General features: G+C 64.7%; 14 protein-coding genes. 7 read left to right on the top strand and 7 right to left on the bottom strand.

From position 1 onward, the window contains the following. Positions 1–14: 14 nt before the first annotated feature. The 5 genes from hutU (at position 15) to MESOP_RS24725 (ending at position 14348) form a co-directional block, all read left to right on the top strand. The gene (gene hutU, locus MESOP_RS24745) at positions 15–1685 is read left to right on the top strand and encodes a urocanate hydratase (protein ID WP_013896065.1); all 1671 of its coding nucleotides are present in this window, start codon (positions 15–17) and stop codon (positions 1683–1685) included. Positions 1686–1697: 12 nt separating this feature from the next. Continuing rightward, the gene (locus tag MESOP_RS24740) at positions 1698–2294 is read left to right on the top strand and encodes a HutD/Ves family protein (RefSeq protein WP_013896064.1); all 597 of its coding nucleotides are present in this window, start codon (positions 1698–1700) and stop codon (positions 2292–2294) included. A gap of 266 nt (positions 2295–2560) precedes the next feature. Next, entirely contained in the window at positions 2561–11203 is an 8643-nt protein-coding gene (locus MESOP_RS24735) for a glycoside hydrolase family 94 protein (RefSeq protein WP_013896063.1), read from the top strand. A gap of 373 nt (positions 11204–11576) precedes the next feature. After that, positions 11577–13349, top strand: coding sequence for a glucan ABC transporter ATP-binding protein/ permease (locus tag MESOP_RS24730; protein ID WP_013896062.1), 1773 nt, complete (start codon positions 11577–11579; stop codon positions 13347–13349). A gap of 234 nt (positions 13350–13583) precedes the next feature. Next, complete coding sequence (locus MESOP_RS24725) at positions 13584–14348, top strand: heme ABC transporter permease (protein ID WP_013896061.1); 765 nt, start codon at positions 13584–13586, stop codon at positions 14346–14348. Position 14349: 1 nt separating this feature from the next. On the opposite strand, the gene MESOP_RS24720 is transcribed toward MESOP_RS24725, so the two are convergent. Further along, the gene (locus MESOP_RS24720; protein ID WP_013896060.1) at positions 14350–15408 is read right to left on the bottom strand and encodes a D-TA family PLP-dependent enzyme; all 1059 of its coding nucleotides are present in this window, start codon (positions 15406–15408) and stop codon (positions 14350–14352) included. A gap of 247 nt (positions 15409–15655) precedes the next feature. On the opposite strand from MESOP_RS24720, the gene MESOP_RS24715 reads away from it, so the two are divergent. After that, positions 15656–16342, top strand: coding sequence for a D-lyxose/D-mannose family sugar isomerase (locus MESOP_RS24715; RefSeq protein WP_013896059.1), 687 nt, complete (start codon positions 15656–15658; stop codon positions 16340–16342). A gap of 27 nt (positions 16343–16369) precedes the next feature. Here MESOP_RS24715 and MESOP_RS24710 read toward each other — a convergent pair whose 3' ends face one another. The 6 genes from MESOP_RS24710 to MESOP_RS24685 are packed head-to-tail and all read right to left on the bottom strand — an operon-like array spanning position 16370 to position 22320. After that, positions 16370–17233 (bottom strand): RDD family protein, encoded by an 864-nt coding sequence (locus MESOP_RS24710; RefSeq protein WP_013896058.1) that lies wholly within the window; start codon positions 17231–17233, stop codon positions 16370–16372. Continuing rightward, on the bottom strand, positions 17220–18239 hold the full coding sequence (locus MESOP_RS24705) for a stage II sporulation protein M (RefSeq protein ID WP_013896057.1): 1020 nt from the start codon (positions 18237–18239) through the stop codon (positions 17220–17222). The genes MESOP_RS24710 and MESOP_RS24705 overlap by 14 nt, the downstream gene beginning before the upstream one ends. Continuing rightward, a complete protein-coding gene (locus MESOP_RS24700; protein WP_013896056.1) occupies positions 18236–19540 on the bottom strand; it encodes a DUF58 domain-containing protein in 1305 nt (434 codons plus the stop codon). Before MESOP_RS24700 ends, MESOP_RS24705 begins: the two co-directional genes overlap by 4 nt. Beyond that, positions 19537–20493 (bottom strand): AAA family ATPase, encoded by a 957-nt coding sequence (locus MESOP_RS24695; RefSeq protein WP_013896055.1) that lies wholly within the window; start codon positions 20491–20493, stop codon positions 19537–19539. Before MESOP_RS24695 ends, MESOP_RS24700 begins: the two co-directional genes overlap by 4 nt. After that, positions 20480–21691 carry a hypothetical protein gene (locus MESOP_RS24690; RefSeq protein ID WP_013896054.1) on the bottom strand — a complete coding sequence of 404 codons (1212 nt, stop codon included), beginning with the start codon at positions 21689–21691 and terminating at the stop codon, positions 20480–20482. The genes MESOP_RS24695 and MESOP_RS24690 overlap by 14 nt, the downstream gene beginning before the upstream one ends. Next, positions 21688–22320 carry a DUF4129 domain-containing protein gene (locus MESOP_RS24685; RefSeq protein WP_013896053.1) on the bottom strand — a complete coding sequence of 211 codons (633 nt, stop codon included), beginning with the start codon at positions 22318–22320 and terminating at the stop codon, positions 21688–21690. Before MESOP_RS24685 ends, MESOP_RS24690 begins: the two co-directional genes overlap by 4 nt. Before the next feature lie 147 nt (positions 22321–22467). Here MESOP_RS24685 and MESOP_RS24680 point away from each other — a divergent pair, with 147 nt between their 5' ends. Beyond that, a complete protein-coding gene (locus MESOP_RS24680) occupies positions 22468–23247 on the top strand; it encodes a hypothetical protein (protein WP_013896052.1) in 780 nt (259 codons plus the stop codon). Positions 23248–23254: the final 7 nt, after the last annotated feature.

Genomic DNA, 23254 nt, shown 5'->3' with positions numbered 1-23254 from the left:
TGAAAGGGACAATGATGACCAATCCTCGTCACAACATTCGCGAAGTGCGCAGCCCCCGCGGCGACAAGCTCAATGCCCGGTATTGGACGACCGAGGCGCCGCTGCGCATGCTGATGAACAATCTCGACCCCGACGTCGCCGAGAACCCCAACGAACTGGTCGTCTATGGCGGTATCGGCCGGGCGGCGCGCACCTGGAACGATTTCGACAGCATCGTCGCCTCGCTGAAGACGCTTGGCGAGGACGAGACGCTCTTGGTGCAGTCCGGCAAGCCGGTCGGCGTGTTCCGGACGCACGCCGATGCGCCGCGCGTCCTGATCGCCAACTCCAACCTGGTGCCGCACTGGGCGAATTGGGATAAATTCAACGAGCTCGATAAGAAGGGCCTGATGATGTACGGCCAGATGACGGCCGGCTCGTGGATCTACATCGGCACCCAAGGCATCGTGCAGGGCACCTACGAGACCTTCGTCGAGGCCGGCCGTCAGCACTATGGCGGCAATCTCAAGGGCAGGTGGATCCTGACCGGCGGCCTCGGCGGCATGGGTGGCGCCCAGCCGCTGGCCGCCGTCATGGCCGGCGCCTGCTGCCTGGCGATCGAATGCAATCCGGATTCGATCGATTTCCGCTTGCGCACCCGCTATGTCGACGAGAGGGCCGAGACGCTCGACGAGGCGATGGCGATGATCGAGCGCTGGACCAAGGCCGGCGAGGCGAAGTCGGTCGGCCTGCTCGGCAACGCAGCCGAGATCGTGCCCGAAATGTTCAGGCGCGGCATCCGCCCCGACATGGTCACCGACCAGACCTCGGCCCACGACCCCATCAACGGCTATCTGCCGAAGGGATGGACCATGGCCGAGTGGCGCGAGAAGCGCGTCAGCGACCCGAAGGCGGTCGAGAAGGCTGCCCGCGCCTCGATGCGCGAACATGTCGAGGCAATGGTGGCGTTCTGGAACGCCGGCGTGCCGACGCTCGACTACGGCAACAACATCCGCCAGGTGGCCAAGGACGAAGGCTTCGAGAATGCCTTTGCCTTCCCCGGTTTCGTGCCTGCCTATATCCGCCCACTGTTCTGCCGCGGCATCGGTCCGTTCCGCTGGGCCGCACTTTCGGGCGATCCCGAGGACATCTACAAGACCGACGCCAAGGTGCGCGAACTGACGCCGGGCAACACCCATCTGCACAACTGGCTGGACATGGCGCGCCAGCGCATTTCCTTTCAAGGGTTGCCGGCGCGCATCTGCTGGGTAGGTCTGGGCGACCGGCACCGGCTCGGCCTCGCCTTCAACGAGATGGTGGCCAAGGGTGAGCTCAAGGCGCCGGTCGTCATCGGCCGCGATCATCTCGATTCCGGTTCGGTCGCTTCGCCCAACCGCGAAACCGAATCCATGAAGGACGGCTCGGATGCCGTCTCCGACTGGCCGCTGCTCAATGCGCTGCTCAACACCGCGTCGGGTGCCACCTGGGTATCGCTGCATCATGGCGGCGGCGTCGGCATGGGGTTTTCCCAGCATGCCGGCATGGTCATCGTCGCCGACGGCACGCCGGACGCCGCAAGGCGGCTGGAGCGGGTGCTGTGGAATGACCCGGCGACCGGCGTCATGCGCCACGCCGACGCCGGCTACGACATCGCCATTAATTGCGCCAGGGAACACCAGCTCAACCTGCCCGGCATTCTCGGGTGACAGGCTGAACACATGCGCATCCTTCGTGCCGCCGAATACCGCGTCATGCCGTGGAAGAACGGCGGCGGCACGACGACCGAGATCGTCGTCTGGCCCAACGGTGCCGGGCTCGACGATTTCGATTGGCGCGTCTCGATGGCGCGCGTCGAAGGCAGCGGCCCATTCTCGAAGTTTGCCGGGATCGATCGCACGCTTGCCATACTTGAAGGCGAGGGCATCGTGCTCGATATTGCCGGCCGCCCGCCGGCATCGGTCAACAGGGCAACCGCCCTGTTTTCCTTTCCGGCCGACGTGCCGACGTCCGCCACGCTGGTTGGCGGGCCGATCACCGACCTCAACGTCATGACCCGCCGCGGCAGGACGACGCACTCGGTCGAACGCCTGGTCGTTTCTGCCCCAGTGGAAATCCGGACGGAGCCCGGCACGACCCTCGTCCTGTGCCCGGACGGGGAGGTGGTCATCGCCGCCGCCGAACCGGTTCGGCTTGGTCCGCTCGACACGTTGCTGGTCGAACACGACACCGCCAGCCAGCCTGCCCAGCCCACGCTGCTTGTCCGGCCTACCCATGACACGACGCTGTTCGTGATCCGCATACGCGGCAACGATTAACGCTTGTTTCCAAACATGATCGCGATGCCGGCGAAATATAGCGTAAGCTCTTGTCGGCATCACGAAAAAGCCCGAATCCTTTCCGTCGATCGATCCCGATGGGAAGAGGGGCGATCGTCTTTGAATGTTGTCGAGAGATGACGCCCTGTCGCGGTGCGGAAACAAACTTTCGGCAAGTGGGATTATGCAACCAATTGCATTTGAATCGGTTTTAGGGCCATTGCCGTAGCGGTGACGCCGCTGAGTGGCCGCTTACGGAATTTTCAATGAATATTCAGACGAATCCAGCACACATCGAGAAGACAAGCGCGAGCTTTCCGGCCATTACGGAAGAGCCGATAAGATCGACCTTTCTGCCGGAGGAACGCCTCCGGCTGCTCGGCGAGCGCCTGGCAAAAGGCGATCTCACCGACTTGTTCGGCCTGACGCCATTCGACTTCCAGGCCCGCATCCGCGACAGCGCCAAGAAGATACTGGAAGTCTACCGGTCGACCAATGCGGCGCAGGGCAAGGGAGAGACGATCACCCCGGCCGCGCAATGGCTGCTCGACAACAACTATCTGGTCGAGGAGACCATTTTCCAGGTCAAGCGCGATCTGCCGCGCCGTTTCTATCGCCAGTTGCCGACGTTGAAGCTGCCCGATGGCGGCACCGTGCCGCGCGCGCTGGCGCTGGCCTGGACCTATGTGGCGCATTCGGACAGTTCCGTCTCGGCAACCATGTTCAAGGCGATCGTCCAGGGTTTTCAGTCGGTCGAGCCGCTGAAGATCGGCGAACTCTGGGCCCTGCCGTCGCTCCTGCGCTTCGTGCTGATCGAGAATCTCCGCCGGCTGGCGGTCAGGGTCAATCGCACCCGCCAGATGCGCCAGATCTCCAACGACGTGGCCGACAAGGTACTGGCGACCGACGACAGCGCCGACCGGCAGGCGATCCTGGCCAATTTCTGCGCGCATGCGCAGGACACCACCTTTGCCACCCAGCTTCTCTATCGCCTGCGCGACGGGTCGCAGAATGCCGGCAAGGCCCTGGAATGGCTTGAAGGCGAGCTCGAGAAGACCGGTTCCGATGCCGAGGAGATCATCATCTCCGAGCACCACACGCTCTCCAGCGGCAATGTGACGACCGGCAACATCATCCGCGGCCTGCGCCTCATCAACGACGTCGACTGGACGGTGTGGTTCGAGGGCGTCAGCCGCATCGATACGGTGCTGCGCGAGCGCACCGACTTCGCCGCGCTCGACTTCTTTTCGCGCGATCAATACCGCACCGCGATCGAGGAATTGGCGCGCCGCTCGAACCTGTCGGAATACCGTGTCGCCGAAAAGGCCATCGAACTGGCCAGCCAGGCAGCTAGTGAACGCGCCGCCAGTGAAATTGCGGCCAGTGAAATTGCGGCCAGCGAACTTGCGGCCAGTGAACTTGCATCGGCTGGCGATGCTGCCGATTCCGTGCCGGCTCCGTCCGCGCACACCGATGTCGGCTTCTTCCTCGTCGGCCCGCGCCGGCTGGAGCTGGAAAAGGCGATCGGCTATCGGCAGACGATCAGCCAGACGGTCAAGCGCACCTTCGCCAAGACCGGATGGGTGGGCATCGTGCTGCCGGTATTTGCTTTGACCGCTCTGCTGCTTGTGGTCACCGGCAATGCCTTGGCCAACCTTGGTCTGTCGGTGACCTCGATCGTCCTGATGCTGGCTCTGTTTGCCGTGCCGGCGAGTGAGGGCGCGCTGGCCTTCTTCAACACCGTGGTTTCGCTGTTCCTCAAGCCGACACGCCTTATCGGCTATGACTACAGGCATGGCGTGCCGCCCGAGGCGCGCACGCTCGTGGTGGTGCCGTCGCTGATCGGCTCGCGTGACGATGTCGAGGAAAACATCCGCAACATCGAAGTGCACTACCTCGCCAATCTCGCGGACGAGATCCATTTCGCGCTGCTGTCGGACTGGCCCGACAGCAAGATCGAGATCGATGCGGCGGACACCGAGATCCTCGAATTCGCCCACGCCGAGATCGCCCGCCTCAACGCCCGCTATCCCTCGGAAGGCGCACCGCGCTTCTACATCCTGCACCGCCGCCGGCTCTTCAACGCGGCGCAAGGCGCCTGGATGGGCTGGGAGCGCAAGCGCGGCAAGCTGCATGAGCTTGACCTTTTGCTGCGCGGTGACAGCGACACCACCTTCCTGCCCTTGGAGGTGCCGCTGCCGGAGAAAGTCGTCCATGTGATGACGCTCGACGCCGATACCCGCACCACCCGCGACGCGGTGGCGACCCTGGTCGGCAAGCTCTGCCATCCGCTCAATCGTCCGCATTTCGACGCGACGCGGCGCGTCGTCACCGCCGGCTACACGATCCTGCAGCCGCGCATCACCGCTTCGCTCACCAGCGGCGACGAGGCCTCGTTCTTCCAGCGTGTGTTCTCGGCCAACCGCGGCCTCGACCCCTATGTCTTCGCCGTCTCGGACCTCTATCAGGATGTCTTCGGCGATGGCTCCTTCACCGGCAAGGGTCTCTATCATGTCGACGCCTTCGAGGCGGCGCTGAAGGGCCGCATCGAGGAAAACACCATCCTCAGCCACGATCTGCTCGAGGGCGCGCTGGCGCGTTCGGCGCTGGTCACCGATGTCGAGCTGGTCGAGGACTACCCGACCCGCTACTCCGTCGACGCCTCGCGCCACCATCGCTGGGCACGCGGCGACTGGCAGCTCCTGGGCTTCATCCTCGATCCGCGCTCCGGCGTTCCGGCCCTGTCGCGCTGGAAGATGATCGACAATCTGCGCCGTTCGCTGACGCCCATCTTCTGGGTGATGGCGGCCATCGCCGGCTGGACCTTGCTGCCCTTCACGCAGGCCGCGCAATGGCAGGCCCTGCTGATCCTCAGCCTGTTCATGGCGCCGACATTCGATGTCGTCAACGCCATCCTGCCCAAGAGCGGCGACCAGACGCCGCGCGGCCATTTCTCGGCACTCGCCCGCGACGTCGCCTTCGGCACCGCCATGGTGGCGCTGAAGATCGTGCTGATGGCGCACAACGCCTGGATGATGGGCGATGCCATCGTGCGCACGCTCTACCGGTTGTTCGTCAGCCGCCAGAACCTTCTGGAATGGCGCACCGCTTCGCAGGCCCACAAGGCCGGCGACAACGATATCGGCTCGTACTATGGCATGATGTACGGTGCCGTGATCATCGGCTTCGTCGGCCTCGCCATTCCGGTGCTGGCCGATTCCACCGGCGCCTTCGTCGCCTTCTTCTTCGCCCTGTTCTGGATCGGCTCGCCGGCGATCGCCAGCTGGATCAGCCGCTCGGCGGAAACCGAGGACCGCTTGCGCATATCGCAGGCCGATATCCATACGCTGCGCACGGTGGCGCGGCGCACCTGGCATTATTTCGAAACCTTCGTCACGGCAGAGCATCACCATCTGCCGCCCGACAATTTCCAGGAAAGCCCGGCGCCGGTCGTGGCGCCGCGCACCTCGCCGACCAACGTCGGTGTCTACCTCTTGTCGGTCGTCTCCGCGCGCGATTTCGGCTGGATCAGCCTGTCCGACGCCATCACCCGCATCGATGCCACCATGGCGACCATCGAGAGCATGCCGCGCGAGCGCGGCCACCTCTTCAACTGGTATGACACCACGACGCTGAAGCCGCTCTATCCGCTCTATATTTCCGCTGTCGACAGCGGCAACCTCGCTGGCCATCTTGTCGCTGTGGCGGCTGCCTGTGCCGAATGGGCGGAAGCGCCTTCCGTTCACCTCCAGGGCGATTTCGAAGGCATTCTCGACACCGTCACCATCCTCAGCGAAAGCCTCGATGAGCTGCCCGACGACCGCCGCCAGTTGCGGCCGCTGCGCCAGCGCCTCGTCGACCGCCTCGACGGCATGCGGCGCGCGGTCGATACCATCAAGGCGCAGCCGGAAATGGCCTCGATCCGCACCATCAACCTGGCCGTGCTGGCGGGCGAGATCCGCAAGCTGGCGACCGCAATCCACACCGAGGCGGCATCGGCCCAGAGCGACATCATCGTCGACTGGGCGGCCAGGCTGGAAGCGACTTGCGAGGCGCATGTCCACGATGCCCACAGCGACGAAAACGCCGTCGAGGCGTTGCGCGCCAAGCTCCTGACCTTGCGCGAGCGCACACGCCGTTTCGCCTTCGAGATGGAATTTGCCTTCCTGATGCGACCGGAACGCAAGCTTCTGTCGATCGGCTACCGGGTCGAGGAACATCAGCTCGACGAAAGCTGCTACGACCTTCTCGCCTCCGAGGCGCGGCTGACCAGCCTGTTCGCCATCGCCAAGGGCGACCTGCCGACCGAGCACTGGTTCCGGCTCGGCCGCCCGATCGTCGAGATCGGCTTCCAGGGCTCACTGATGTCCTGGTCGGGCTCGATGTTCGAATATCTGATGCCACCGCTGGTGATGAAGGAGCCGCAAGGCTCGATCCTCAACCAGACCAGCAAGCTGATCATCAAGCGCCAGATGCAGTACGGCCGCCAGAAGAACGTGCCGTGGGGCATTTCGGAAGCTGCCTACAATGCCCGAGACCGGGAACTGACCTACCAGTACACCAATTTCGGCGTGCCCGGGCTTGGGCTGAAGCGCGGCCTTGGCCAGAACACGGTGATCGCGCCCTATGCCACCATATTGGCGGCGCAGTTCAACCCGCGCGAAGCGGTGCAGAATCTTGCGCGTCTGCGCGAGATCGGCGCGCTTGGTCCCCATGGTTATTACGATGCGGTCGATTTCACGCCGCAGCGCGTGCCTGAAGGCACCAACCATGCGGTCGTGCTGAATTACTATGCGCACCATTCGGGCATGTCGATCGCGGCGGTGGCCGACGCGATCTTCGAGGGTCGCCTGCGCGACCGCTTCCACAGCGATCCGGTCATTGAATCTGCCGAACTCTTGCTGCAGGAGAGGGCGCCGCGCGACATCCCGACGGCGACCGTCCGCACCGAGGCCGACGAGCGCTCCAAGGACGAGACCGAGATCGAGAGTCCCGATACCCGCATCGTGCTTGATCCCTTGAGGGCGCTGCGTTCGACCAATGTGATGTCGAACGGCCGCTATTCGGTGATGGTGACCGCGACCGGTTCCGGCTACAGCCGCTGGGGCGATCTTGCCGTCACGCGCTGGCAGCCCGACCCGGTCGAGGACCGGCTTGGTTCCTACATTTTCCTGCGTGACGCCACCACGGGCGACTGGTGGTCGGCGACATCGGAGCCCAAGCGCGCGGCCGAGGAAAAGACGCAGACCCTGTTCTCCGACGACAAGGCGAGCTTCGTAAAGTTGGTTGGCACGCTGCGCTCCGAAGTGGAATGCATCGTCGTCTCCGAAGGCAATGGCGAAGGCCGGCGCGTCACCCTGTTCAACGAAGGGCCGACCGACCGTCACATCGAAGTGACGTCCTTTGCCGAGCTGGTGCTGGGTTTGGAGGCTTCCGACAACGCGCATCCTGCCTTCTCGAAGATGTTCGTGGAGACCGAAATCGCCGCCAACAACGGCGCGATCTTCGCCACGCGCCGCAAGCGCGAAACCAGCGAGCCCGACATCACCCTGGTACATTTCGTCACCGATCCGTCCGGGCCGGCGCGTGACGCCGAGGCAGAGACCGACAGGCGCGCCTTCATCGGCCGTGGCCGCACCATCGTCGATGCCGCCGCCTTCGATCCCGGCGCCAGGCTCGGCGGCGGCTCCGGCTTCACGCTCGATCCTATCGCCTCTCTGCGCCGCCAGGTGCGCGTGCCCGCCAACAAGAAGATATCGCTGACTTTCTGGACCGTCGTCGGGGCCAACCGCACCGAACTGGAGGAGGCCATAAACCGCCTCGACCATCAGGAGAGCTTTGCCCGCCAGGCGATGCTTGCCTGGACCCGAAGCCAGGTGCAGACCCGCCATATGGGCCTCAGCCTCGCCGATGCCGCCAATGTGCAGAAACTGGCGCGCTATCTGATCTATCCCGATCCGTTTCTGCGTCTGCCGGCCGATTCCATCGCTGCGGGCCTTGGCAAGCAGTCGAGCCTGTGGCCGACCAGCATTTCCGGCGACTTCCCGATCTTCCTGGTCAGGATCGGCGATGTCGCCGATCTGGAGATCGTTGCCCAGGCACTGCGCTTCCAGGAATACATGCGCACCCGCGGCATGATGATCGACTTCGTCGTCGTCAACGAGCAGGCCTCGTCCTATGTCCAGGACCTGCAGCGTGCGGTCGAGACGCTGTGTGAAAACAGCCGTCTGCGCGGCAAGGAACTCGGCCCCCGACAGCACATTTTCGCGGTGCGCCGCGACCTGATGGAAGAAACCACCTACAGGACGCTGCTCGCCGTCGCCCGGGTGGTGCTGCATACGCGCAACGGCACCATCTTCGACCAGATCGAGCGGGCCGATGCGGCTGCCTTGCAGGCGCGCGACGGCCTTCAGCCGGGCGGGCTGCCGGCCCCGCGCGAAATTACGGCGCCGACGACGCATGCGTTCGCCTCGCAGGCCCTGGCCGATGTCAGCGCCGATGGCGCCGGCCTCAGCCAGTGGAACGGTTTCGGTGGCTTCGACGGCGACGGGCGGCACTATGTGGTGAGGCTTGCCGGCCGGCGCACCACGCCGCAGCCGTGGATCAACGTCGTCTCCAACGCTTCTTTCGGCTTCCACACCTCGGCCGAGGGTGCTGCCTTCACCTGGAGCCGCAACAGCCGCGACTACCAGTTGACGCCGTGGTCGAACGACCCGGTCTCGAACCGGCCGGGCGAGGGCATCTACATCTACGACCAGGCCAGCGGCCGGGCATTCTCGCCGCTCGCAGCCATGGTGCGCGATCCCTCGATGACCTACGAGGCCTGGCATGGCCAGGGCTTCTCGACCTTCCGCTCGAAGCGCGGGCCTCTGTCGATGGACCTGACCCATGTCGTCGATCCCGTCGATCCGGTGAAGATCACGCGCCTGCGCATCCAGAACTCCGGCTCGGTGCCGTCGCGGCTGCGCGTCTATGCCTATGCCGAATGGGTGCTTGGCGGGCATCGGTCCCGCACCGCGGCAACCATCGTCCCGTCGCGCGACGGCGCGACCGGCGCGTTGCTGGCGCAAAACCCATACGGCCTCGATTTCAGTGAGCGGGTGGCTTTCCTCGCCGCCGATGCCGGCGTCCACTCGGTGACGGCGGACCGCGCCGAATTCCTCGGCCGGCATGGCTCCAGCGAGCTGCCGCAGGCGGTGCTGAGCGGTGCGGCCTTATCGGGCCGTGTCGAGGCCGGAGACGATCCTTGCGCGGCGATCGCCCGCGACATCGAGATTCCGGCCGGTGGCGACGTTACGCTGCTCTGGCTGCTCGGTGACGCCGAGTCCTCCGCGCAGGCGAGCGCGCTGGTGGAAAGGCACCGCGGCAAGGATTTCGACCAGCGCCTGGCCGACAACGAGCGCGAGTGGCGCGGTTTCCTCGACACCATCCAGGTCGAGACGCCGGACAAGGCCCTCGATGCCATGGTCAATCACTGGCTGCCCTATCAGAGCCTTGCCTGCCGCATCCGCGCCCGCTCGGCCTTCTACCAGGCGAGCGGCGCCTTTGGTTTCCGCGACCAGTTGCAGGACACGCTGTCGCTGCTGGCGCACGATCCGACGCTGGCGCGCGACCAGATCCTCAATGCCGCGCGGCGGCAGTTCCCCGAGGGAGATGTGCAGCACTGGTGGCTGCCGCGCACCGGAGCCGGCGTGCGCACCATGATCTCCGACGACGTGGTCTGGCTGGCCCATGCCACGGCGCGCTATCTGACGGTGACCGGCGATGCCGGCATCCTGAAGGAGCAACTGCCCTTCATCGACGGGCAGGCGCTGGGCGAGGGCGAACACGATGCCTTCTTCACCCCGGAAATCTCGAAGAAGACCGTGTCGCTCTACGACCATTGCGCGCGTGCGCTCGACCTTGCCATCAAGCGCAGCAGTCCTGGCGGCCTGCCGCTGATCCTCGGCGGCGACTGGAACGACGGCATGAACCGCGTCGGCGAGCACGGCAAGGGCGAGAGCGTGTGGCTGGGCTGGTTCCTGCTGAAGACGTTGGGCGATTTCGCCCCCGTCGCCAAGGCCGAGGGTGACACCAAGCGTGCGCAGGCCTGGACAAAGCATGCCGAGGCGCTGAAGCGGGCGCTTGAAAGCACGGCGTGGGACGGCGAATGGTACCGGCGCGGCAGCTTCGACGACGGCACGCCACTGGGCTCCCGCACGTCGCAGGAGTGCAAGATCGACTCCATCGCACAATCCTGGAGCGTGCTTTCGGGTGAGGGCGACCCGGCGCGGTCGACGACGGCGATGCAGCAAGCGACCAAGCTGCTCGTCGACGACAAGCTCAAAATCGTGAAACTGTTCACGCCGCCCTTCTCGAAGACGCAGAAGGATCCCGGCTACATCAAGAGCTATCCGCCGGGCGTGCGCGAGAATGGCGGCCAGTACACCCACGCCGCCACCTGGTTCGTCATTGCGCTGGCCGAGATGGGGCTGACCGATGAAGCCTATCGCTGCTTCTCGATGCTGAACCCGGTCAACCACGCCTTCGACGAGGCCTCGGCCGAGCATTACCGTGTCGAACCCTATGTGGTCGCGGCTGATATCTATGCCGGAGACGACAAGGGAGGCCGTGGCGGCTGGACCTGGTACACCGGCTCGGCCGGCTGGCTCTACCGGGCGGCGGTCGAAGGCATTCTCGGCATCGAACGGCGCGGCAAGCAGATCACATTACGGCCGAAACTGCCCAGCCACTGGGATGGCTACCAGGCCTCGCTCAAAATGCTTGGCGCCGAGATCAAGGTTCATGTCATTCGCGACAAAAAAACCAAGACGATCTCGCTTGAAGTCAATGGTTCGAAGACAAAGTCCGCGTCCTTCGAACCCAAAGCCGGCAGCCAGACCGAGGTTGTGGTCAAGATACCGGGGTGAAATCAAAAGGTTAATCCGACCTATCGCGCGTCCTGCGGGGCGCGCGAAGCCGCGCCCGGTTTACTTGCGCGAGATCCGTGGCGGCAACCGCCGGGTGGCCCCTGAATAGGCCGTTCAAGCCTACTGTGATTAAAAATGTGGCACTGCTCTGCCGTTGCCATGATTTTGCCGCAAGGCTGACATTTCACCTTTTATCTCAAACCGTTAGGTGATCACGTCAGATTTCGCATCGTCGTCATCTTTTGTTCGCTAAATGGGAACGGAAGCGATAGACGGGCATTGTTTTGCGACGCGTCAACCGTTACGTGTCATTAAATGGTGCAGTGCACAATACTGGAATTGAGCACAATAGAGAGTTGGCGGAGTAGCTGAAGTGTCACTTCTGCAGATCTATTGGAGAGCGCTGGGGTATTTGGCCGCCGACAAGAAGCGCGTCGCGCTGATTTGCGGCGCCAATATCGCCCTTGCCGCCATCGCCATCCTGGAGCCGATCATGTTTGGCCGGGTGATCGATGCGATTTCGGCGCATGGCTCGGTATTCTCCACGCTTGCCGTGTGGGCCGGTTTGGGCGCCTTCAACGTCATGGCTTTCGTTCTCGTGGCGCGCGGCGCCGACCGCTTTGCTCATGCCCGGCGCAGCGAAGTGCTGTGCGAGTCCTTCGAGCGTGTCATCACCATGCCGCTTGCCTGGCACCATCAGCGCGGCACGTCGAACGCCTTGCACACGCTGCTGCGCGCCGTCGAGACGCTGTTCAGCCTGTGGCTCGAATTCATGCGCCAGCATCTGTCCACGGCAGTTGCACTTGTGCTGCTGGTGCCGACCGCACTTAGCATGGATGTGCGTATGTCGATGGTGCTGCTTGGGCTCGGCATCCTCTATGTCGGCATCGGCCGTCTGGTGATGAAGCGCACCAAGGCCGGCCAGGCCGCCGTCGAGCGCCACTATCACAAGGTGTTCGCGCACGTGACGGATTCCGTCAGCAACGTCGCTGTTCTCCAGAGCTACAATCGCCTTGGCCATGAGGCCGAAACCTTGCGCCGCTACGTCAAGAACCTGCTCGACGCACAGAACCCGGTGCTCGACTGGTGGGCCATCGCCAATGCGCTCAATCGCCTGTCGTCGACCATCTCGATGATGGTGGTGCTTCTGATCGGCGCCTATCTGGTCACCCACGGCCAGTTGCGGGTTGGCGATGTGATCGCCTTTACCGGCTTTGCCACGCTGTTGATCTCGCGGCTCGACCAGATGTCGGCTTTCGCCAACCAGATTTCGGAGGCCCGCGCCAAGCTCGAGGACTTCTACAAGCTCGAGGACTCGGCTGCCGATGTCGCCGAACCGGATGGCTTGCGCGATCTCACCAACGTCACCGGCCATGTCCGCTTCGAGGAAGTCGGCTTCGAATTCCCCAATTCGGGCCAGGGCGTCAGCGATGTTTCCTTTGAGGTCCAGGCCGGCCAGACCGTCGCCATCGTCGGACCGACGGGTGCCGGCAAGACGACGCTCATCAACCTGCTGCAGCGCGTCTTCTCGCCGTCGCACGGTCGTATCCTGATCGACGGCATCGATACCCGCACGGTGACCCGCAAGTCGCTGCGCCATTCGATCGCCACCGTGTTCCAGGATGCCGGCCTGCTCAATCGTTCGATCGAGGATAACATCCGCGTCGGCCGCGCCGATGCGACCAATGACGAGATCCATGCCGCCGCCAACGCGGCTGCCGCGCAGGATTTCATCCTGGCCAAGAGCGGCGGCTACGACACCGTGGTCGGCGAGCGTGGCGGCCAGCTGTCGGGTGGCGAGCGCCAGCGCATCGCCATTGCCCGCGCCGTGCTGAAGGATGCTCCGATCCTGGTGCTCGACGAGGCGACCAGCGCGCTCGACGTCGAAACCGAGGACCGCGTCAAGGAAGCGATCGACGAGTTGCGGCGCGACCGCACCACCTTCATCATCGCCCACCGCCTGACCACCGTTCGCGACGCTGACCTGGTCGTGTTCATGGACAAGGGCAAGGTGATCGAGATGGGTGGCTTCGCCGAATTGTCGCTGCGCAATGGCCGCTTCGCCAGCCTGCTGCGCGCCGGCGGCTTGCTCAACGACGAGGAAGTCCGCCGCCTCAGCCGCTCCGTGCAGGGCGAGGCCGCGTAAGCAGGTGACGGTTCTTCCTTCTCCCCTTGTGAGAGAAGGTGGATCGGCGCGCAGCGCCGAGACGGTTGAGGGGTGTTCCAGGGAACGCCAACGCCTCACTCCGCTGGAACACCCCTCATCCGACCTCGCTTCGCGAGGCCACCTTCTCCCGCAAGGGGAGAAGGAAGAGGCTTATACGCCTGCGACACCGCCGCTCGATTGCCCCAAATGCATTGGCGGTCTATGTAAAGCCGCATGAGCGACATCACCTCACGCCTGACCGGCTGGACCGATCTTGCCAACCCGACGCGCTTCGTCGGGCTGGCGGACAAGGTTGTGCCGTGGCTGGCAGCGATTGCGGCGCTTGTCCTCGCCGTCGGGCTCTATATGAGCTTCACCGCGCCTGAGGATTTCCAGCAAGGCATCACCGTTCGCATCATGTACATCCATGTGCCTTTCGCCTGGCTCGCCATGATGTGCTACACGCTGATGGCGCTCTCGGCACTCGGCACCCTGGTCTGGCGCCATCCGCTGGCCGATGTCGCGCTGAAATCGGCTGCCCCCATCGGTGCCGCCTTCACCGCACTGGCGCTGATTACCGGCTCGATCTGGGGCAAGCCGATGTGGGGCACCTGGTGGGTCTGGGATGCGCGGCTGACCTCGGTCTTCGTGCTGTTCCTGATGTATCTCGGCATCATCGCGCTGACCCGTGCGCTCGATGACGCCAGCCGCGCCGCCTGGGCCGCCGCCATCATCACGCTGGTCGGCTTCATCAACATCCCGATCATCAAATTTTCGGTCGACTGGTGGAACACGCTGCACCAGCCGGCCTCGGTGTTCCGCATGGGCGGATCGACCATCGACCCCTCGATGCTGTGGCCGCTGCTGGTCATGGCTATCGGCTTCACGGTGCTGTTCTTCGCATTGCATCTGATGGCAATGCGCACCGAAATCCGCCGCCGCCGGGTCATCGCCATGCGTCGCGTGGCGGCACGGCAGGCCGAACGGCAGCCGGCCTAATTCATCGCATCCGCCCGCGCGCGGCCACCGGCAGCGTTTCCAGCACCGTCTCGCCGTCGATCAGGTTGACCTCGTCGAACAAATTGGTGACGACGCAGCAATGGTCGGGCACCACACGCACGCGCTCGCCGATTTTAAGCGTGCCATCGCCGGAAAGCGTTACGGTGCCATGCTCTTCGCTGAGGCCTGTCACCCGCGCGCCGGAGACGCCGAGCAGCTCGCCGAAGTCGGGCAGCCCCAGCGTGTCGCTGGACAACGCCTTGCTGCCGCTGTCGAGGATGGCGCGGGTCGGTGTCGGGTGGCTGACCACCGTCGACAGCACCGTCAGCGCGCAATCGTCGAGCGAGCCGACGCCTTTGGCGACCTGATAGCGGTCGAGATAGATGTAGGTGCCGGGGCGGTATTCGGTGACGACGCTGTCCTTGCTGGAACGCCACATGTCCGGTGTGCCGCCGCTGGAGATGCGCTCGCAGGCGAGACCGCAGACGGCAAGCGCCTGGCTGGCGTTGGCGAGCCAGGCTTCGGCCTCCGCCGCACGGCCCGCGGCCGGATAGGTCATCAGCCCGCCGAAGGCGAGGCCTTTGGCAGTGTCGATCTGTCTTGCCAGCCCAACCGCGTCACCCGCTGTCTGTACGCCGCAGCGCCCCATGCCGGTGTCGCACTCGACCAGCACCGTCAGACGATGGCCGGCATCGGTGAAGGTGGCGGCCAGCCCATCGATGGTCTCCGTGCTGTCCGCCGTCACCGACAAGATTACGCGCCTGTGCAGCGCCAGAAGCCGCTCCAGCTTGGCGCGGCCAAGGATGTTGTAAGGGAGAAAAATATCGGTCAGGCCGGCCTCGGCCATCACCTCGGCTTCGCCGATCTTCTGGCAGGTGATGCCGACCGCGCCCGCCGCCACCTGCTTCTTCGCCCAGTAGGGCAGCTTGTGCGTCTTGATATGCGGCCTCAGCTTCAGCCCGTTCTTGTCGGCATGGGCCTGCGCGCGGGCAATGTTGGCTTCGGCGCGTGCGGCGTCGATCAGGATCGATGGCGTATCGAGGTCATGGATGGTCGGCATCAGCTATCACTCCTGAATTCCGCAGGGGTTATGGCCTCGAAAGCGCGTGATGTCACGCAGCCAGCGGACGGGATCGGTGGGCCATCGGTTCACGGCCAGGGCGGAGCAGGCGGCTGGATGGATCGACACCGCACCAGTGTTCGGCTATGCGAATTGCCATGCATGTCGCCCAAAAAGTGGCCAATGGTTTTGGGACAACGACATGCATGCTGCCAAACAAAGCGTATCGACACGAAGGACCATGATCATGAAACGCTCCGCCATCAACGACATCATCCGCGAAGCCGACGCTTTCATCCGCTCGTTCGGCTACATCATGCCGCCCTTCGCCTACTGGTCACCCGAGGAGATGAAGGCGCGCCAGGTCGATTCCTCGGCCATCTTCACCTCGCGGCTCGGCTGGGACATCACTGATTACGGCCAGGAGAAATTCAACGAGCTCGGCCTGTTCCTGTTCACCGTTCGCAACGGCCGCTACGAGGACATGAAGAAGGGCATGGGCATGCTCTACGCCGAGAAGATCATGATCTCGCGCAAGGACCAGCTCTCGCCGATGCACCGCCACAACATCAAGGCCGAGGACATCATCAACCGCGGCGGCGGCAAGCTGGTGCTGGAACTGTTCATGCACGATCGCGACGGCGGCATCGATCCCAAGGCCGAAGTATCGGTGCCGGTCGATGGAACCATCCACAGGATGCCGGCCGGCGGGTTGCTGAAGCTCGACCCGGGCCAGAGCGTCACGCTGCTGCCGGGCGTCTGGCACGCCTTCTGGGCCGAGGGCAAGGACGTGCTGATCGGCGAGGTGTCGACCGTCAACGACGATCTCACCGACAATGTCTTCCGCGAGCCGATCGGCCGCTTCTCCAACATCGACGAGGATGTCGCGCCGGTGCACCTCTTGGTGTCTGACTATGAGAAGTGGCTGAGGTAGAAAACCCGGCTGGCGTAGAGACCCGGGCTACCGCGCATACTTGTCCACCTTGCGGTTGCCGAGCAGAAGCTTGCGTTCCAGATGCGCCCTGAGCTCACCGTAATAGGCGGTCAAGAAGGCCTTGGAATCGTTCGGTTCGATCGTCGCGCCGATCTTGCGGCCGATGGTTTCGGCAACCGCCTTCATCGCGAAATGGTCATCGCGCCGCAGCACTTCCTCCAGTCTGTGCAGTTCGGCGATGCCGTAGGCGTCGAGCTGCGCCGGGCTGAAGTGGAAGCGGCCGGCGGCCGGATCCTGTCTTAGCGACAGGTCTTCGACCAGCGCCAGCTTCGGCGCCTCGACCACCCATGTGCCGGCGAGCAGGTCGCCGATGCGCAGGCGATCGCGGTTGAACAGCGGAAACAGCGAAAAAAGCAGCGCCCACACCAGGCCGAAGATCGTCGACAGCGTATCGGCGACGCCGGTGCCGCCGCGCACGGCGATGATCGACAATGGCAAAAACACCTCGAGCTCGCGCATCAGGTTGCGGGCGATGACCTGGTCGATCGTGAGGCCCGCGCCGCCGCGCGACGCGACCCGAACGCCGACGATCCGCTTGCCTGGTGTCGCGGCGCGCCGGCCCGCCTCGAAGGCGATGAAATAGACGTTGCGCAGCAGGAAGATGAAGATGATCCAGACCACGAAAAGTGGCTCCGCCTCGCGCAGGCCAAGGCCGCCGAGGCCGAAGATCGCGACCAGGCTGACGGCCACCGCGGCGGCGACGATAATGACCACATCGAGCAGGAAGGCCGAAGCCCGCGTGCCGGCGTCCGCCAGCTTGACCCTGAGGTCGACGCCCTCCGGCGTGATCAACGGCCTGATCAGTGCGGCGGGGTTCCTAGCCGTTGCCATGCCGCACCATCCGGAACAGGTAGAAATAGGCAATCCATAGCGTCAGCATGCCGCCGCCAATGGCGTAGCGGGTCGCATCGCTGGTGATCGTCTGCCGGCCGATGCCTTCGAGCAGGCCGGCAAACAACAGCATCACCATCACGCCGACCATCACGGTCGCCGCCACCTGTCCGGCTTGAGCGGCGGCGGCCATCCGGGTCGATTCGCCGGGAAAGGCGATGCGCGTGCCGATCCGCATGCCCGCGGCACCGGCCAGCGCGATGGCAAACAGTTCGGTCGTGCCGTGGATCGACAGCCAGCCGCCAAGCGCAAAGCCCAGCCCCTTGGCGGCGTAGACCTGGAACAGCGCGCCGAGCATGCACCCGTTCATCAGGATGATCAGGACGCTCGGCACCGCGAAGGCGAAGCCGAGCGCAAACGCCAGGATCGCCACTTGCGTGTTGTGGGTGAAGAGATAGGCGGCAAATCCCGACAGGAAGTGGCTGCTGCCGCCATCGTAAAGCACGCTGCGCAGCGCCTCGACCGACGAATCCGGATTGCGGCCGCCGGCAAGGCTGGGCGCGATGATGGCGTCGTACCAGCGGTTGTCGGAGGCGACCAGCCAGTAGCCGGCAATGGCGCCGACAAGGGTCAGTCCGACCGAGACCGAGGTCTCGCGCCACAGATCGCGGATCGCCGCCGGCCAATCGCGCAGGAAAAAATCGCCGACGCGCTGCCGCAAGCCCCGTTTCGCGCCATAGAGATAGAAATAGCCGCGCAGGCACAGCGCCTCGAGATAGGCGATCAGCGCGCTGTCCAGCGATGTCGCGCGGGCGACCGACAGCGAAGAAAGCGCCGAACGGTAGAGCAGCGGCAGCGACAGCAGCTCATCTTCCGAAAGCGTGCGCGGGGCGCGTTTCTCGACGCGCGCAAGCAGCGCCTCGAATGCCTTCCAGTCGGCCTCGCGCTCCTGACGGAAGCTCGCCAGCGATTGGCGTACCGCATCGGTGCCAGCGGGCAGCGTCATAGAAGGTTCTCCTCCTTGAGCTGAATATAGCGCTCGACCAGCGCCGGGCCGAGCCGCTGGTGGTCGGCCTCGATCACATGCGCGCCGAGCAGCCGCAGCCGGCCGATCACCACCTGGCGTTGCCGAAGCAGGCCGCCGGCGGTGACCGCACGGGCTACATCCTCCGGCGTGGCGGGTGCCATGTCGGCCAGCGCCTCCAGCTCGGCGTCCTTCATCAGCATGAACAGCACCAGATGCCGCTCGGTCAGCCGGCCGACGGTGCGCAGCATCAGCTCGGCGCTGATCGGATCGACGAAATCTGTGAAGATGATGACCAGCGAGCGCCTGTCGAGCTTGGCCGCCAATGTCGTCAGCGCCAGGGTGAAATTGGTCTCCTCGCTGGAATAGTCGATCTCGGCGGCGCGCTTCTGGATCATCGTGAAACTCGGCGAGCCGCGCACCGCGCCGCTCGACACGCGCGGCCTGGCGTCGAAGGAGAACAGGCTGACGAGGTCGCCGCCCTTGAGCGCGATGAAGGCCGACAACAGCGCTGCCGTGACCGCCCGGTCGACTTTCGGCACGCCGTCCACCGGCTCGCACATCAGCCGTCCGCAGTCGATCGCCAGCACGATGTTGTTGTTCTCCTCGATGCGAAATTCGCGCGCCAGAAGCTTGCCGTGGCGCGCGCTGCGCTTCCAGTCGATCATCCGACGGCCCATGCCGGGCTGATAGTCCTTCAGCGCTTCGAACTCGCGGCCCTGGCCGGCCCGCCTTTGCGCATGGCCGTCGGCCAGCGCGGAGCGCTGCAGCAATGTGATCGCCTCGTCGCGGGCACTGCTGACATCGGGCAGCACCGCGACTTTCCGGTCCATCGGCAGGACCACCTGGTTCCAGATCAGTCCGAACGGGCCGCGCCAGCGCAGCCACAGCCGGTCGAAGCCGGCGATGCCGCGCCTGAGCGCATCGAATTCGAGGTCGAGCGTGCCGCCATTGGCCGGCAGCGCGCCGCCGGTGCCGGCCACTGGCGCCAGCCGCTGATCATGGCCGACCCGCGCCTGCAGCGCGCGCGGCCGCCCGCCGAGGCTGGCCGCGACATGAAGGGTGAAACGGCCGCCGACGCCGACTTGCGGTGGGGCGGAAAGGCTGGCGGTGAGCGCTGCACGCCCACGCCCGGCAGCCGCGTCGACCGCCAGGAATGCAAGCAGGATGCAGATCCACAGCAGGCCGAGATACCAGAAAGAGGGCAGCGCAAGCGCGATCAGGAAGGCGGGGATGGCGCCCGCCGCCGCTGCCCAGACCGCACGGCCGCTCGGATAGATCAACGCGGTGCTTCCGTCTGGTCGACAAGATCGGACACGATCTGCTCCACCAGCCGCCCGTCGATCTGCGCCGCCGGCGACAGGATGACGCGGTGGCGCAATGCCGGCACCGCCAGCGCCTTGACATCGTCGGGGATGACATAGGCGCGGCCGTCGAGCGCTGCCCTGGCGCGTGCGGCGCGCGCCAGCATGGCGCCCGCGCGCGGGCTTGCGCCAACCTCCAAATCGGGGCTCTCTCGCGTGCCGCGCACGAGGGCGGCGATGTAACCCACGACATCGTCGACCAGCATGACGTCGCCGACGGTGGCGAGCGCCTTCTCCAGCGTCTTTCGGTCGGCCTGCGCCGTGATGCCATATTGCTTGATGTCGTGGGAAGCGGAGCCGCCGCCATGATGGACGATGATGGCGCGTTCCTCCCGCGCGTCGGGATAGCTCACCTTGTGCTTGAACAGGAAGCGGTCGAGTTGGGCTTCGGGAAGCGGATAGACACCCTGATGCTCGATCGGGTTCTGTGTCGCCACCACCATGAAGTTATGGCTGAGCGCATGCGTTGTGCCGTCGAAGGTGACGGCGTGTTCCTGCATGGCTTCCAGCAGCGCCGCCTGCGTCTTCGGCGGCGTGCGGTTGATCTCGTCGGCAAGCAGGAGGTCGCAAAAGATCGGGCCGCGCGTCAGCGTGAACTGCCCGGTCTGGAAATTGTAGATGTTCGAGCCGACGATGTCGCCCGGCATCAGGTCAGGCGTGAACTGGATGCGCCCGTAGACGACGCCGAGCGCCTGCGCGAAGCAGCGCGCGGTCATGGTCTTGGCCGTGCCTGGCGGGCCCTCGAGCAATATGTGCCCGCCGGCGAACAATGCCGTCAGCATCAGATCGACCGTGTCGCGCTGTCCGGTGATCGCCTTCGCCACTTCTTCCCTGATCGCGGTCGCCAGGGCCTTCACATCATCGACGTTCACCGAGCCTCCTTGTCGTCCAGTCATGCAGCTCCTGCGCTGCTTCATGCATTTGAGCCAAATTCCTGGCTTCGTTCGCGGCCTTGAAGCGACGGCTGAAGCCTCGGGTTTCGCCGTGGTCGCGGGAATCGAGCCAGCGGTCGAGCGCTTCGCCTGGCAAGCCTTGCGGCGCGCCGAGCAATGCTGCGGCACGCGCACGCATCAGCACCGCATAACGGTCGCCGAGCTCCTGCAACCGCCCGGCGCGCCTGAGCAGCATCGCCGTGGTGTCGACCAGCGCCCGCTTGCCGAAGGCGATCGCCCGGCCCTCGGCCCGTGGCGGACCGAACCGACCGAGACCATGCAGGAAGGCAAGGGCGGCCGCCGCCAGCACCGACAGCGTCAGCGCCAGGAACGGCGGCTCGACCAGCAATTTGGCAAGATCGTATCTCTGGCCGGCACCGTGCAGCGTCAGATCGAAGATCACGGCGCCCTTGGCCGGTTCGAGTGAAGCGATGAGGTCGAGCGCCGCCTGGGCTTTGGTGAAGTCCTTCAACGCGGCATTGTTGATCAGGTCCGGATCGGTCAGGATATAGAATGGCTGGTCCTTGACTTCGGAGAGCACTGCCTTGCCGTTGCCTGCCGCGATCAGCGGCTGGTCGTCGGCAATCCATTGCAGTTGATCGGGCGCGACGACCATATGACCCTGCACGTCGATCTGCCCGACAGTGCTGTTGCCGATACCGAGCCTTGCCTTGACGATGTGGCCGAGCCAGTCGTTGACCACCGTATCGGGCAGCCGTTCGATCTTCATCTCAAACTCCTGGCGCCCCTCGAGCGGCAGGGTCAGCCATTTCGGCAGCACGAACAGCGTCGGCTTGTTCGCGCGAAGCCTGACGATGCGGTCGAGCGCGGCGGGGTCGCTGTCTGGCGAGATGGTGACGATCAGCAGGAACCCGGACAATATGCCTGTGCTGATATCTTTCTGGTTTCGCGCCATGGGTGCCGGCGTTCCCGTCAATTGCAGCCATTTGACGATGCCGGCATAGCCCGAGCCGCCCTTAGAGAGCGGGGTGGCGCCGCCGCCGGGCTGGCGGAAATCCGGGGCATAGGTGGACAGGAGAAAGAATGCGGCCGCGGCCAGCAGGCTGGCAAAAATGCCCCAAAACAGGGTTCTGCGGCTGAACGGTTCCTGCGCTGTCTCGGCAGCCGGCGCGCTCATGTCCAGGCATCCCTGAAGGCAAATCGCTCATAGGCGCCGCGCGCCCGCTGCCAGCCTTCGGCGCCGACCGGCCGGCGGGCAAAGAGCGCCGCCTCGACGATGCGCGCGATCTCGCTGAACGCCTGGCGCGCCCGCGACGGAAGCGATGGTGCAGTTGCGATGTCGCGCGACGTCAGCGATGGGCGCAGGAAGTCGGGCAGCCGTCCGGCGATGTCGGCGACGCTGCGCCGAAGCAGGAGATGCACCGCCTCGTCGAACGCGCCGCGCGCTGCGAGCGCGTCAGCCTCGGAAAGCAGGATCTGCGCCGCGCTGGAATCCGGGCGCCAGTCGTCCTGCGTCTCCGCTTCCTTGCGGGTGCGCCGCCAAGGCAGGCGCCAGGCCACCCCCTTCGCTTCGAGTGCGACCAGAAGGACGATGACCGCCACGCCGATAATCACCGCGCCCCAGAACATGTAGATCATGTAGGGGCCCATCCGCGCCAGCATCTCCAGCACGGGCTTCAGCCATGCCGGCGGTTCTGATGGCACCAGGCTCGGCAGATCGAATTGGATGGAGTGGTCCGCCAGCAGCTGCGTGTGCAGATTTGCCAGCCCTTCGGCGTCCGCCGTGTCCGGCTGTGCGACTGTCACCCGCTCGCTCCCTGCAACCCGCGGTTCGTCGCCAACACTGGCAATGCTGCACGGCAATTGCAAGTGATTGGACGTCGGTTATCAATACTGACAGATTAGCAGTCGGGAACACCGCTTGGCATGGCCCGGTGAGGAGGGGACGACGTCATGACTTCAACCACATTGGCACGGCGGGAGAAATTCGATATCGGCAGGGTGTTCAACAACACATTTGCTGTTATCGGCCGCAACATCGGGCTCTGCATTGGCCTTGCCGCCGTATTTTCAGGATTGCCGAATCTTGTCTCGCAGCTTGCGCGACCAGCTGCCCCTGCAGTTGGAGATCCGGCTGGTCTTGCCGTGGCGACCGCGAATTACACATTCGGCTATTTCGTCGGCTTCGCGGTGTTTGGAATACTCTATGTCGGTCTTTCGCTTCTGTTGCAGTCCAGTCTTGTTCGAGCGGCGATCGAAGATCTGAACGGCAAGAGGCCGAGCTTTGGCGACTGCATCCGGGTGGCGATCCGCAATTTGTTGCCGACGCTCGGGATTGGCCTGCTTGTCGGGCTTGGCGTTGGCGTTGCCTCGATTGCTTTGGTGGTGCCCGGCATCATCCTCTGGCTCGGCTGGTCGGTGTCGATACCGGTGCTTATCCAGGAGCGGCTCGGCGTGTTCGGCTCGATGTCGCGCAGCCGCGCGCTGACGAAGGGCAGCCGCTGGGCCCTGTTCGGGCTTTTCCTGATCCTGATGATCATAGCACTTGTCATCCAGTCGATGAGCGCGGTGGTCATCTATCTCTTCCACGGAATTGCCGCTGCGGTCTTGGGCGCCCTGGTGCAGACCATCGTGTCGATGGTGATCTCCGTCGCCACGGCTGTCAGCTATGTCGAACTGCGCCAGGTCAAGGAAGGCGTCAGCGTCGACGAGTTGGCGGAGATCTTCTCGTAGCGGAAGG

Source organism: Mesorhizobium opportunistum WSM2075 (assembly GCF_000176035.2).
In the GTDB taxonomy this organism is placed as follows: domain Bacteria; phylum Pseudomonadota; class Alphaproteobacteria; order Rhizobiales; family Rhizobiaceae; genus Mesorhizobium; species Mesorhizobium opportunistum.
This window is presented reverse-complemented; position numbering and strand designations above follow the sequence as displayed.

Coding starts and splice junctions, on each gene's coding strand:
- hutU (WP_013896065.1), top strand. CDS start 15: ATGACCAATCCTCGTCACAACATTCGCGAAGTGCGCAGCCCCCGCGGC.
- MESOP_RS24740 (WP_013896064.1), top strand. CDS start 1,698: ATGCGCATCCTTCGTGCCGCCGAATACCGCGTCATGCCGTGGAAGAAC.
- MESOP_RS24735 (WP_013896063.1), top strand. CDS start 2,561: ATGAATATTCAGACGAATCCAGCACACATCGAGAAGACAAGCGCGAGC.
- MESOP_RS24725 (WP_013896061.1), top strand. CDS start 13,584: ATGAGCGACATCACCTCACGCCTGACCGGCTGGACCGATCTTGCCAAC.
- MESOP_RS24720 (WP_013896060.1), bottom strand. CDS start 15,408: ATGCCGACCATCCATGACCTCGATACGCCATCGATCCTGATCGACGCC.
- MESOP_RS24715 (WP_013896059.1), top strand. CDS start 15,656: ATGAAACGCTCCGCCATCAACGACATCATCCGCGAAGCCGACGCTTTC.
- MESOP_RS24710 (WP_013896058.1), bottom strand. CDS start 17,233: ATGGCAACGGCTAGGAACCCCGCCGCACTGATCAGGCCGTTGATCACG.
- MESOP_RS24705 (WP_013896057.1), bottom strand. CDS start 18,239: ATGACGCTGCCCGCTGGCACCGATGCGGTACGCCAATCGCTGGCGAGC.
- MESOP_RS24690 (WP_013896054.1), bottom strand. CDS start 21,691: ATGAGCGCGCCGGCTGCCGAGACAGCGCAGGAACCGTTCAGCCGCAGA.
- MESOP_RS24680 (WP_013896052.1), top strand. CDS start 22,468: ATGACTTCAACCACATTGGCACGGCGGGAGAAATTCGATATCGGCAGG.